1 protein-coding gene and 2 pseudogenes are annotated in these 14,250 nt (G+C 67.4%); all 3 read right to left on the reverse strand.

Features of this window, described 5'->3' with window-relative positions:
* Positions 1 to 83: 83 nt before the first annotated feature.
* Positions 84 to 1,778, reverse strand: a pseudogene (locus tag AGRA3207_RS40470) (amino acid adenylation domain-containing protein); the annotation flags it as partial.
* 42 nt (positions 1,779 to 1,820) lie between these two features.
* Positions 1,821 to 6,056 (reverse strand): annotated as a pseudogene (locus tag AGRA3207_RS40475) (amino acid adenylation domain-containing protein); the annotation flags it as partial.
* A complete protein-coding gene (locus tag AGRA3207_RS13615) occupies positions 6,053 to 14,209 on the reverse strand; it encodes a non-ribosomal peptide synthetase (RefSeq protein WP_231334989.1) in 8,157 nt (2,718 codons plus the stop codon). The gene AGRA3207_RS13615 and the pseudogene AGRA3207_RS40475, both read right to left, overlap by 4 nt.
* Positions 14,210 to 14,250 lie beyond the last annotated feature (41 nt).

A 14,250-nucleotide genomic window follows, 5' to 3' on the forward strand; every position in this document is an offset into this window, starting at 1 on the left:
CTGAACTCGACCGCCGCCGCCTCGGCCTCGTCATCTGCGTCCGGCACGTCGGCATGCAGGTACGCGACCAGCCGCGGGGTTCGCCCGTCCGGTGTGAAGACGTGCGCCAGCCCCTGCCGCAGTCCCGGCACCTGGGCCAGACAATGTTCGATCTCGCCGAGCTCGATCCGATGGCCGCCCACCTTGACCTGCAGATCGTCGCGGCCCAGGAACTCGATGTCACCGCTCGGTAGGTATCGCCCGAGGTCACCGGTGCGGTACAGCCGTTCACCGGTGTGCGGATGGAGGACGAAGGCCGCGTTCGTTCGCTCCGCGTCGCGCCAGTAGCCCTGGGCCAAGCCGATTCCGCCGATGTAGAGATCGCCGGGCACATGATCGGGACGGGGGCGCATGTCCCTGTCGAGCACGTGGAACGTCTGGTTACGGAGCGGCCGTCCGTACGGGATGCTCTTCCACTGCGGGTCCACGTCGTCGACCTCGTGGAGGATCGACCAGATCGAGGCCTCGGTGGCGCCACCGAGACTCACCACGCGCGGGTCGCCGAAGACCTCCGACACCCGGCCGGGCAGATCCGTCGGGATCCAGTCTCCACTGAGCAGGATCAACCGCAGGGTGTTCGTCAGGTCGTCCGGGATACGGTCGTGGCGACCGTTCAAAGCCTCCACGAACATCTCCATCAGCATGGGCACCGTGTTCCACACCGTGACGCGGTGGTCGACCAGCCAGCGGGCCCACAGCGCCGGCTCGCGCACCTGGTCGTCCGGTGGGACGACCACCGCGCCGCCCGCTGCCAGCGGGCCGAAGACGTCGTACACGCTGAGGTCGAATCCGAGGGCCGACAACGCCAGGACCCGGTCCTCCGGACCGACTCCGAAACGGTCGTTGATGTCCAGGACGGTGTTCACCACACCCCGGTGGTCGATCATCACGCCTTTGGGCTCGCCGGTGGACCCGGAGGTGAAGATCACGTACGCGAGGTCGGTGAGGGACCGGCAGGCCGCCGGATCGGTGATGTCCTCGTCCTCGGCGGCACGCTCCAGCAGATCCTCGCCCATCGAAAGCACGGCTGCGGCGCCCGGCGAGCACCATTCCGTCAGGCCGGTGACACGGTCGAGCACGTCCGGAGCCGCCAGGACCCCGCGCGCCTCGGCCTGTTGGAGCATGAGCTCTACTCGTCGCTGTGGCGCACCGGAATCGAGCGGCAGATAGGCCCCGCCCGCCTTGAGAATTGCCAGGACCGCCGCTACCTGGCGCCACCCCTTGCCGACGAGGACCGCCACGCGGTCCCCCGGCCCGACACCCGCGGCCGTCAGCCGCCGGGCCACCCGGTTCGCGGCGATGTTGAGTTGCCGATAACTCAGGGTGTGATCCTCGGCGACCACTGCGACGGCGTCGGGGGCCGCCGCGGCCTGGTCCTCGAAGAGCTGATGAAGGAGCCTGCCCGGTTGAGCCCAGGCGGTCTCGTTGACGTCTGCCCTGCGCCGGGTCTGCTCAGGCGGAAGCGAGGCGAGCCGCACCGCTCGCCAGGCACCCTCGTCATCCGCAAGAGCGCGCAGCGCTGCACAGTAGACCGCGTGCATATCGTGTACGAGGCCGTCGGGAAAGAGCCCCGCCAAGTGGTCCCAGCAGACCACCAGTTCGCCGCGAGACTCGTAAACCTGGTAGTCCAGCCACACCTGGGGCGTCTGGGTAATGTTGAAGACCTCGTCGGGGAAGAGATCCTCCCATTCGCACGCCTGCCCCTCACCGCCCAGCAGGCAGGTGAACACCACCGGCATCAGCGGTCCCCCGTCGAGCCTTCGTCTCCTCCCGAGCTCACGCAGGACGCGGACTCCATTGAAACAGCGGTGGTCGAGGTCCTCCCAAAGGCGCCGCTGGGTCTGCGCCGCGCGTTCCGAGAACGGCACGTCCGGCTCCGACAAGTCAAGCTCCAGCAGGTTCACCGAGGTGAAGTCGCCGGCGATCTGGTTGATCTGCGGATGGACCGGCAGACGGTTGAAGAGGGTCATGGTCACGGTGAAGTGCGGCTCAGCGCTCCAGGTGGCGAGCGTGTCACCGAAGGCCGCCGCCAGGACCGCCGACAGGGAGAGGCCGTGGCGCTCGGCCCCCTCCCGCAGAGCCCGTAGTTCAGCTGCCGAGAGACGAAGCTCCACCCGGTCGAAGCGGTACGGCCCGGTCGAGACGGTTCGCGCCAGCGGGAGCACCGGAGCACTGGGCAAGGTGTCCAGCCTGGCAGTCCAGTAGTCTCTGGACTGCCGGAACGCCTCCGTCTCAGTGACCGCCTGCTCCGCCAGAACATAGTCGCGCACGCTGAGTTCCAAGACCGGGAGTTCCGTGGTCTCCTCGCGGTAGAGCAGCGCCCATTCGTTGAGGATCAGGTTCAGGCTCCAGGCGTCCAGCACAAGCGCGTCCAGGCTGAGGTGCAGCCGGTGGCCGTTCGGCAGGCGGCTCGCCACGATCTCGAACAGCGGCCAGCATTCGCTGGGCAGCACCTGGTGTGCCATCCGCTCACGGATGGTCGCGAGCGCCCGCTCGGCGGCCTCCGGCTCGTGCCCTTCCAGGTCGGTGATCTCGATGCGGTAAACGGGGACCTCCGGAAGGATGCGCTGGCGGCCCTCCTCCACCACCAGCCGCAGCGCCTCGTGCCGCAGGACGAGCCGGTTGAACGCGCGCTCCAGGCGGGCGACGTCCAGATCCGGCACGTCGTACTCGACGTAGCAGTGGACGGAGACCTCGCCGAAGTCCAGCGCTCCCGTCCGCCCCACCCAGTACGCCTGTTGCACGTCGGTCAGAGGGAAGGGCTCGTGCCGCCGATCCGGATCGGCGACGACCTCGGGTAGCACGGGTCCGGTCGGGTCCGGAAGCATGCCCGCCTCGGCCCGTGCGTCGTCGAGCCGCCGGGCCAGTGCGACGGGCGTGCCGCACTCGAACAGCGCCCGGACAGGGCAGGGCAGGCCCGTCCGCCCGGCGATCTTGGCCGCCGCCTGGGTCGCCAGCAGCGAGTGTCCGCCATGATCGAAGAAGTCGGCCTCGGCCGAGAAGGGGGCGATGCCGAGGATCTCGGCGAACACCTCGGTGACCGTCCTCTCGGTCGGGGTGCCCGGCTCGACGTGGACGGCACGGCGGACGGGACGCGGCGCGGGCAAACGGTCGTGGTCGATCTTTCCATTGGCGGTCAGCGGGAAGGCGTCCAGCAGGACCATGCGGGAGGGGACCATGTAGAGGGGCAACTTGGCCCTCAGCCCCTCGGCCACACTGGCCTCGGTCACGTCGGCTCCGAGCCCGGGCACCACATGCGCCACCAGACTCAGCCCGTCGGCGACGGTGACGAGGGCCTCCCGGACCCCGGGCAGGGCCAGTAGCGCGCTCTCCACCTCGCGCAACTCGATCCGATAGCCACGGATCTTGACCTGACGGTCCTTGCGACCGACGAACTCCACCCTGCCGTCGGCGGTGTAACGGCCCAGGTCCCCGGTGCGGTAGAGCCGGTGCGTCCCGCCCCCGGGCAGGACCGTCTCGAAGAACGCCCCCGCATCCAGCTCCGGCCGCTTCCAGTACCCTCGGGTCAGTCCCTCTCCCCCGAGGCAAAGCTCGCCGACAGTCCCGGGAAGTGCGGGTCTGCCGTCCTCATCGAGCACCACGACCAGGCTCTGACTGTGGGGCACGCCCAGGTCCACCGGATGCAACCGCTTGGTTTCGGGGTCGTAGACGCGGCGGTGCGTCGTCCACACCGCCGCTTCGGCCGGTCCATACTCGTTGTACAACGCCGTCCTGCCGAGCAGGGCCCGGTGCCGCTCGGCGAGTTCCGCCCCCCACGCCTCACCACCCAAGATCACGGTGTGCAGGCACAGTGCTTCCGGGACTCCACGCAGCACGAAGTGGCTCAGCAACTGCTCGTAGGCGGCCGGAGTCTGGTTCAGCACGCTGACCTCGTGCCGTACCAGGTACTCGGCGAACTCCTCCGGAGATCGGCTGACCGTTACTGGTACAGGGCTCAGGGCCGCGCCATGGCTCAACGCTCCCCAGATCTCCCACACCGAGAGGTCGAAGGCGCAAGAGTGGAACAGCGTCCAGCAGTCGTCCGGCCCGAAGCGGTACAGCGGGTCGGGGGCTGGGAACAGCCGTGTAACGTTGCGGTGTGTGATGGGCACACCCTTGGGCTCGCCGGTGGACCCGGAGGTGTACACCAGGTACGCCATCTCGTCGGCCCTGACCGGCACCGCCAGGTCCGTCGGCTCGAACCGGTCGATGTCCTGGCGTTCGACGGGGTCTGCGGGGACCACTGCGTCGGCGATCCCCGCCACGGCGTCGCGCAGTGCGGGACAAGTGATCACGAGTGATGCGTCGGCGTCGGCCAAGACCGCCCGAATCCGCGCGCGCGGATGGTCCACGTCGAGCGCGACGTGCGCTCCGCCGGTCTTCAGCACCGCGACCATCGCGGTGATCAATTCGCTTCCGGCCGGAAGCGCGATGCCGACGACGATGCCGGAGCCAACGCCGCGGACGGCCAGGGCCCTTGCCAACCGGTTCGCTCGCTCGTTCAGCTCACGGTAGGTCAGTTCGCCGCGTTCTTCTCGGATCGCCGGGGCGTCCGGCGTGCGTCGCGCGAAGCGCTCGACGTACTGGTGCAACAGGATGTCTTGATCGTGGGGCAGATTCGCGCCGTCCAGGGCCCGGACGCGTTCGGCCACCTCTGCGGGCGCCTCCAGAACGTGCTCGCCGACGGGACGATCCGGAGCGGCGACCGCCGAGGCCAGCAGCCGCGCATAGCTCTCCGCCATGCGCTGTACGGTCTCCTCAGCGAACAGATCGGTGGCGTACTCGAACTCCAGTGCGTAGCCCTGCTCGGTCTCCTCGGCCACCAGCGATAGGTCGAACTTGGCGTGACCGGTCACAGGACGACGCGCACTGGTCGTCACCCCGTGCAGCTCCAGGCCGCTGTGTCCGGCCCCCAGTGTGGAGCGTCCTTTCTCCAAGAGCACGAACAGCGTCTGGATCAACGGGTTGCGGCTCAGGTCGCGGGCCGCCCCGAGTTCGTCGACGATCACGTCCAGCGGAATGTCCTGATGGTCGTAGGCGTCTACAGCGACCTGCCTAACCTGCTGGAGCACCTCACGGAAATCCTGGCGCCGGTGTACTTGCAGACGTAGGGGCACCGTGTTGGCGAAATAGCCGAACACGCCTTCGGTCTCAGGCTGGGAGCGGCCGGCGGTAGGGACGCCCACCATTAGATCCGACGACTGGGCATAGCGGTTCAGCAGTACCGAATACCCGGCCAGCAGCACCATGAAGGGCGTCACACCTTCTCGCTCACCGAGTCGGCGAACGTCCCGTGTCAGCTCGCGCGGCAGCCGCGTACCGTACAGCCGTCCTGCGTTGGAGGCCACGGGAGGCCGCGGCCGGTCGGTCGGAAGGGCGAGCAAATCGGGGGCGCCGTTCAGCTGTTCCTTCCAGAACCGCAGGCCGCGCGCCAGGCGGTCGTCGGACAGATGCTCCCGTTCCCAGAGCACGAAGTCGCCGAACTGGATCTCCGGTTCGGCCAGGACGCCCCCGCCGCCGCGTACCGCCCGGTCGTAGTGATGCCCCAGCTCCCTCGTGTAGATCCCCATCGACCAACCGTCGCTGATCAGGTGGTGGAACACCGAAGCGAGGACGTGATCGCGGGGCCCGGTCCGCAGGAGACGCACCCGCCACAGTGGACCGGCCGCCAAGTCGAACGGGCGCGCGACCAGCCGAAGCAGGTGGGCGTCGACGTCGCCTGCCACGTCGGCCACCGTGAAGTCCACCACCGTCCTGTCATGGACCAACTGCCGTGGCTCGCCCTCCTTGTCCGGGAAGGTGGAGCGCAGGGCCTCGTGCCGCTCGGCGACCACTTCGAGGGCCGTACGCAGTGCGTCCACGTCCACGACTCCGTGCAGCGTGAAGAACAGCGGCAGATGGTACGTCGCCCTGCCAGGGAACAGCTGTTCCAGGAACCACAGACGCGACTGAGCGAAGGACAAGGGAAGGATGTCAGGCGGCATGGGAGATCTCCGGTCGTCGCTCGGTGAGGTCATCGAGAACCACGTCGGCGGCGCTGAATCCGCGGGTGTCCGGGCGGCCGGTCACGTCGGTCGATCTCCGCGGCGAGCCCGGCCACGGTGGGCACGGAGAACAGATCACGCAATCGCAGATCACGGTCGAACATCCGGTTGACGCGGTTGATCAGTCTCGTGGCCAGTAGCGAGTGCCCTCCCAGCCGCAGGAAGTGGTCGTCCACTCCCACACGCTCCACCCCCAGCAGATCGGCCCAGAGCCCGCACAGCCGCCGCTCGACGTCATTTCGCGGAGCCACGTAGGCGTTGTCACCGGACGCCGACCGGGGATCGGGAAGACGCTTTCTGTCGACCTTGCCATTGGGGGTGAGCGGCATGGCCTCCAGCAACACCAGTCGCGTCGGCACCGCCTGCTCCGGCAGATCGGCGGTCAATGCCCGGCGCAATTCGCCCGCCAATCCGCGCTCCACCTCCGGCAACAGCGGCGTATTGGTCGGTCGGTCACGTCGCGCGGCCATGGGGAAGTCGGGTACTCCTTCCCGGGTACGCGGGACGAAGGCCACATCGAACGCGCCGAACGGGTATTCCGCGGCCCAGCTCGTGCGGGCGTGGTAGCCGTGCTTGTCGGCAAGGACGCTCAGCACCTCGACGTCCAGCCCGGACGCCTCGCCTTCGGAGTGCTCCTCTCCCAGCAGGGTCCTCTCTCGAGCCAGCCGGGCATTGGCGACCCGCCGTAGACCGAAGGGCTCCCCGGTGGCGAGGTGCCGCTCGATCTCCGCAAGATCGAATGGCCGGGCGTCCTGCTCCAGCCAGTCGATCTCGACGGCGGGTACGTGGCCGCGGACGTGGAGCACGGCGTCGTAGCGGAACCGCGTCAGCTCGTTGTGCGTGGTCCCACGGCGCAACATGATGTCCGCTCGGGTGACGCCGGGCTCATTCAGGTGTGTGAAGTAGCCAGGAGCCACCAGGAGCTCCTTCTCCTGCGACCAGCCGTGCGCCACGATCTCATCGGTCGTCGACCCAGTCGCGGCACCGCGGTGGTCCGCGATCGATATGTACATCGCGGCGGCCAGATCCAGGTGCCGCACGTCGCCGACCAGCACCTGGCCCGACCCGTTGACCATCGCGACCGCCTGACCGATTGCTTGGTCGAGGTAGTCGCGTCCAGGGAAGTACTGGACCACCGAGTTGAGCACCACCAGGTCGAAGCGCTCGTCATCGAGGCGGGTCAGGTCGTCGGCGGGCGTCTGTTCCAGCCGTACGTCGCAGCCCGACAGCTCCGGGGCGGTCAGAACTGCCTCGCGGACGTACTCGAGAGCGGCCGCGGACACGTCCGTACCGACATAGTGATCGCAGTGCGGGGCCAGCCGGCCCAGCAGGAGGCCGGTCCCGCAGCCGATCTCCAGGATTCGGCGGGCGCCCAGCGAGCGGATCAGCTCGACTGTCGCGTCGATCCACTCGAGCATTTCCGAGTTCGGCATGGGCTCGTCGGTGTAGCTACTGGTCCAGCCCGCCAGGTTGAGCAACCCGGACGACATCGGACCGGAGCCTGTGGAGTAGACAGACGACCAGACGTCCTCCCAATGCGCGACCTGCACGTGGTGCAGGTCGACGGAACGCCGCGACAGCGCCCCGGCTGAGAGCGTGAAGTAGCCGACCAGTTCCTCGCCCCGCTCGGGGTGCCGATGCAACGCGGCGACCCCCTTGCCGACGTCGGGGTGTCGTTCGAGAATGTTCTCGATCTCTCCGAGCTCGATCCGATGGCCGCGGATCTTGACCTGATGATCAAGTCGTCCGAGGTACTCGACCGTGCCCCGTTCGTCGATCCGGACGAGGTCACCGGTCCGGTACATGGTGCCGCCGTGGAACGGGTCGGAGACGAAGCGATCCGCGGTCAACTCAGGACGGTTCCAGTAACCGGCCGCCACTCCGCCGCCGGCGACGCACAGCTCACCGGTGGTCCCTCGCGGAACGGGAGCCAGGTGCGCGTCCAGCACGTACATGCGGGTGTCGGCGATGGGCATGCCGATCCGGATCGGCTCCCCCGCCTCGACCGGGGCGCAGGAAGACCAGATGGTCGTCTCGGTGGGGCCGTATAGATTCCACAACTCGCCGCAGGCCCTCCGCAGAGGCTCAGCGAGCGCCGCGGGCAGGGCCTCGCCCCCGCACAACGCCTTGAGGTCGGCCTTTCCGACCCAGTCTGTGTCCAGCAGCTGGGACCATAGGGACGGTGTCGCCTGCATGACCGTGACGTCGTGCTCCCTCAGCCGGTCGATGATTGCCACGGGATCCCGCGAGGCCGCGTCCGAGGCCACGATGACCTGGGCTCCCTGGCGCAGTGGCAGGAAAAGCTCAAGTGCCGCGATGTCGAAGCCGATCGTCGTGGTGGCGAGCAGCCGGTCGGCCGCCCCGAGTCCGGGGGTCTCGGCCATCCCCGCCAGCAGATTGTCCAGATTGCGATGCCGTACCAGCACGCCCTTCGGCCATCCGGTGGAGCCGGAGGTGTAGATCAGGTAAGCCGAGGAGTCCGGCTGGAGGAGCGGAGCAGCCCCGATCCGCGTACCCGATGGCTCGATCTCGTCCAGGTTCAGGGTGGGCGTCCCTGCGGAGAGCGTGCCACGGGTGTCACCGTCACAGAGCACGAGGGCAGCCCTGCTGTCGGCGAGCATGAAGCGCTCGCGGTCGGCCGGTGCATGGCCGTCGAGAGGAAGGTAGGCGGCTCCGGCGGCCATGACCCCCAGCAGGGCCGCCGGCAGGCGCGTGTCTCGGCGCACCTTCACCCCGACCACATCACCGGGGCCGATGCGTGCGTCCCGCAGGGTTGATGCGATGGCGATGGTCACTTCGGCCAGATCCTTATAGCCGAGGGCCCGTACGCCATCGCCGACCGCCGGGGTGTCCGGGGTACAGGTCGCGTGCTCCCACACGCGGGCGAGAAGTGATGTGGTGTCGGCAGGGGGCGAGCCGACAAGGGTCAAGCGATCCCTTTCCTCCGCGTCCAGCAGGGGAGCTTCGTACACGGCGTCGCCGGACTCGGCCATGGCTCTCAGCGCCGCCAGATAGTAGCGGCCGAAGTCGTCGATCTGGCGGGCGCCGAAAAGGTCCGGGTCGTAGGCGAGGGTGAGCTCGCTGTCGTAGGGCCAGCCACGGTAGAAGGTCGCGCAGAACGCGAAGTTCATGACGTCCCGGTGCTCCATCCCACGGATCCGCACCGTGTGAAGCCGCTCGGCGGCCCTTGTATAGACGTGGAAATCCACATAGTTGAACGCGACATCGAACAGGTCCCCCGAAACACAATGCCGCTTGATCTCCGAGACCGGGTAGCGCCGGTACGGCACGACTGTGAGCTCCTCGTCGGTGACCGCGCGCACCAGGTCCCGCCACCGGCCGCCGCGCAGTTCGAGCCGCAGTGGCACGGCGTTGAGGAACAGCCCGATCATCCGGTCGGCGTCCAGTATCTCGGGGCGGCCGTTCATGACGACGCCCGAGACGACATCCGTCTGCCCGCAGAGCATGGACAGCACCCGGAAGTGCGCCGCCAGAAAGAGCCGGCGGACGGGCACGTCCAATTCAGCGGCAAGGGAGTCGAGCCCGCTCACCAACTCCCGGGGAAGCGCGTACCTGCGCAACTCCCGCGTGCCGCGGCGGTCGACCTCCGTGACCCTGCGGCGTATGGGCAGGCGCATCGTCTCCGCATCACCCAGATATGACGACCAGAACTCCCGCTGACCCGGGTCGGCCACCGCGACGCGCTCAAGGGCGACGAAGTCGGCGTAGTCCGCCAGGGGCGCCGCGATGGGCTCACCCTCACCGGTGAGCCGACGCTGGTAGTCCAGCAGCAGTTCGGTCATCGTCGATGCCAGGCTCCAGCCGTCGGCGATCGCGTGGTACAGCCGCAGCCCCACGGCGAAACGGTCATCGGCAAGGATGGTGACGTCCACGGTGAACAACGGCGCCCGCTGGGGGTCGAAGGGCACCGACAGGTCTTCCCGCCAGGCGGCCAGCCGCCGCCGCTGCTCGATGTACAGCACCTCGCGCCAGTCCGCCACGGTCACGATGGGCTCGGCCGTCTCCTGAATCAGTTGCAAAGGCTCGCTGAAGGCGGCGAGCTCGAAGCGTGCGCGCAGGAGGGGATGACGGGCGACCAGTCCCGCGAGGGCGCCGCGGAACGCCTGCTCAGCGAAGGGACCGTCGATCTCGTAGACGAAGGCGTCCCAGTACATCGCACCGCGCTGATCCAAGTGCGTGTGGTACACCATGCCGGACTGCAAGGTGGTCAGGGGGAACGCGCTCTGAATTCCGTCCGGAAGAGCGTCCCGGTCGGCTTTTCCGATGAGCTCGAAGCCGGTACGGCCGTCCTGGGCGGGCCTGGCGGGGGCGCGGTCGCGGAGTGTGACACCGGCTGCCTCCCGGCGAGCCGTGCCGGCGAGATCGCGCAGTTTCGGGGTGCGCAACAGGTCGCGCAGATCCACCACCCAGCCGTCTCCCCTTGCCTGGGCCAGCACCTGGAGGCTCAAGATGGAGTCGCCTCCGAGCGCGAAGAAGCTGTCGTCGCGGCCGACGGCTTCTATACCGAGAATTTCCTGCCAGATACGAGCCATCGCCTGCTCGGCCACGGTCTGCGGAGGATCGGCCGCTGGAACGGATCCGATCCGTCCAGCGAAGGGCTCGGCATGCGCGGCCTCTCCCGCGGGTCGGGGCGCCGACTCGTGGGGGTGCGGCCGGCCGTGGGCCTCGGCCGCGAGAACACCCAAGTACTCGACCGCGCCATCGGGAAGCAGCCGTGCCCGATGCCCGGTACGGATCAGTCCCTGCGCACCGCCCCACGAGGCGGAAACAAGTGGAGCGAATGGCCTCTCGCCAGCCGGTGCAATACCCCCCAGACACAACTCACCCGGCGCACCGATCGGCACTGGGGTCAGCCGCCGATCTAGGATGTACAGTCGCATATCACGGCCGACGGGTACTTCTGCGTCTCGTGCCGGAACGGTGGGCAGCGTCGAAAGGAGGTCGGAGGCGCCCGTTTCCCATTGCTCGAGAAGATTCTCGAAGAGGCTGCTGACTCCTTCGGCGCGGAAGGCGCTGACATGACGGCGCGCGAAGCTGAAAGAAATATCGCAAGCGCCGTTCTGCCGCTCCAGCACGTTGACGGTCACCGGATACTCCGTCGTCTCCCGCGTCTCACTGGAGACGACCGAAAGCCGGCCGATGGTGAGCGGAGTCCACTCCTGGTCGAAAGAGAGCAGGCAGTCGAAGAGGGGGCGGACCGGACTCGCTCCGGCCATCCGCTGGATTTCTTTCAGCGGAACATGGTCCAGTTCCGCCGCACGGGCGTTGACCTGTTGCACGAAACGGCTGATAGAGGTTAGGGAGTCGTGAGCGTCCAGGTCGACTGCGACCGGCACGGTGGCGACGAACGTACCGACCGCCTCGTGTACCCCTGTCGGCACGGGGCCACGGCCACTCTGTGTCAGACCATAGATGACACGGTCCGCCTGGGTGTATGCCTGGGTGACCCGGCACCAGATCGCCTGGAGCAGTCCGTTAGGAGTGATCTTTGCTCGGCGGCAACGTTGAACGACGGTGGTCCACCGGGACGCGTTCAGATGAACAGCGTTCGTCAGGTGCCCGCCTCCCGCACCGGTCCCGGCGTCGTTCTCCAGCCGATCGGCCAGCAGAGACGTTGTGGCCTCCTTCGCGTTGTGGCCCAGATGGTCCCGCCAGAACACGGTCGCCGACTCCCCGGCGCTCCGGCGCGACCAGGCCACATAGTCACGGAAACGCAAGACTCGCTCCTCCGCGACAGAGCTGTCGCCGTTGTATCGGCGAAGGACCCGCCGCATCAGGAGCGGGATGCTCAGGCCGTCGAGCAGCAGATGGTGGAAGGTGAGAAGCAGACGACTTCGTTCCCCACCGCAGTCGATGAAGTCGAACCGCAACGGCGGTTTCTCGTCGAGTTCCAACCCCGCCGCAAAACGAGCGCTACTCAACTCGTGGAAGGCCTCCTCTGCCGCCTGCCGTCCCGACGAACTCCAGTCGTGGCTCTCCCATCTTAGTTCGGGCCGTTCGAGAACCGCCTGGAAGGGAAACGGACCATGCCAGCGGAAGACGGAACCCAGCAGGTCCTGGCTCGCTATCTCGGCTTCCCATGATTGTCGGAAGACGTTCTGGTCCATCTCACCATGGACGTCACACCAGATTCGGATCAAGTAATCGCCGCTTTCCGGTGCTGCAAGCGAGCGGACAAGCATTCCCTCCTGGGGGGAGGTCAGCGGGTAGGCATCCCGTACGATCGCCACATCCAACCCACCCCCTCGCAGGAGCTGCTCGGCGTTCGGCAAAAGCTCAAACCGCTGCGGATCGCCAGTCGCGGCCCGGGCGTCCGATGTTTCAGAAAGGGCCTTTCCGGCCGCCACCAGTTTCCCGACCGTCGGGTTCGCGAACAGGTCCGAAGTACGGCAGGCGATACCGGCTGCCCGTGCCTGGTTCACGGTGCGGACCGCCAGCACCGAGTTGCCGCCGCTGGCGAAGAAGTCGCTCTCAGCGGTCAGGTCCGGCATCTGCAGGACGTCCCGCCATATACCGAGCAGGACGGCCTCGACGGAGTCTGCCCTCGACCGCGGCTTCGCTTCGAACGGTCCGCCCGATTCCGGCACCACCCGCATCCTCGGCGGTGTGCTCGACCGGTCACCGTTCGCGGATCCCTGTGCCCTCCACTCGGCGAGTAGTGCCAGCAGAGCCTGCCGATCGACCTTCCCGGTCGTTCCCAGCGGAAGAGCCCTGACCGGAATCCAGACCCCCGGCACCATGTAAGACGGCAGTTCGGCGCCGAGCGCGCTTCGAATCTCGTCTGGTGTCCGGCCCGCTGAAGCGTAGAAGGCCACCAGTCTGACGGACTCCCGGTCGTCCAGGAGAACCTTGATCTCGTTGACGAGCCCCTGCGATCGGGCGACCTCTTCGATCTCACCGAGCTCGATTCGATGACCGTGGACCTTGACTTGATCGTCGGCTCTGCCGTGATAGAACAGGCACCCGGCGGGGCCCCACGATGCCAGGTCACCGGTTCGATACCGGCCCCCGACGAACTTCTCCGCGGTGAGTTCGGGGTTGTTCCAATACCCCGACGCAAGATGTGGGCCACCGATGAAGAGCTCACCGACACGTCCCACCTCGGTGACACGCTCCCCCTCCTCGTCCTCGATGGCAAGTTCCACCTCGGGAAGCGGTTTACCGAGGTGGACCTCGTCGCCATGTCCCAACTTCGCCACGGACACGACGACCGTCGCCTCGGTGGGTCCATAGGCGTTGAAGACCGTCCCTCGGTCGGCGAGCGCCGCCAGCAGCGACGGCGGCATCGCCTCGCCGCTCGAAAGCATCTTCATGCCGGGGCATCCCCGCCACCCCACCGAGACCAGGGACTGCCATTGAGTGGGCGTGGCGAAGGTCGCGTTCAGCGAACGGCGCTCCAGAAGGCTCTTCAGTTCATCCGGGTCGCGCCGCTGCGCATCGGAGGCGATCACGATCTCGCAACCGGACGATAGCGGAAGGAACATGTCCAGGATGCTTGCGTCGAACGCCACCGACGACTGCGCCAGAAAGCGCTCCTGGCCGGTCAACTGGAAAACGTTTTTGAATGCGTACAGGCGAGCGGCCAATGCCCCGTGTGGCACCACGACGCCCTTTGGGCGTCCCGTACTCCCGGACGTGTAGATGATATATGCCGGATCGAAATATTCCGGCACGTGGTCCGACGAGACGGCGCCGTTGCGATCGGAGACCCTGACCCTGGTCTGATGAGCGGAGTAGCACTTGCGGGCGGCATTGGCATCGTCGCAGAGCACCACCGACGGACACGCATCGTCAAGGATCGTGCGGATGCGGTTGTCCGGCCACGAGATGTCCATCGGGACGTAGACCGCACCGGCCCGCAAGGTCGCGAGGAGGGCCACCGCCACCTGCACACCTCGATCCATGACCAGAGCGACCCGGTCACCCGGGGCCGCACCGGCGTCGCGCAACGCGGAGGCCAGTTCGCCGCTCTGTACGTCGAGTTCACTATAAGTGAGTCGGCCCTGGTCGGACTCCACCGCGGTCTTGTCGGGATGTGCGCGAGCACATCTTACGAAAGCATCAACAAAAGACGGGTGGTACGGCGAACCAATGGGCTCTGACATTCTCTCTCCTCCGCTCGGCTCCGGCACGACCAGAAAAGGTG

This window comes from Actinomadura graeca (assembly GCF_019175365.1).
Taxonomy (GTDB): Bacteria; Actinomycetota; Actinomycetes; order Streptosporangiales; family Streptosporangiaceae; genus Spirillospora; species Spirillospora graeca.

Coding starts and splice junctions, on each gene's coding strand:
- AGRA3207_RS13615 (WP_231334989.1), bottom strand. CDS start 14,209: ATGTCAGAGCCCATTGGTTCGCCGTACCACCCGTCTTTTGTTGATGCT.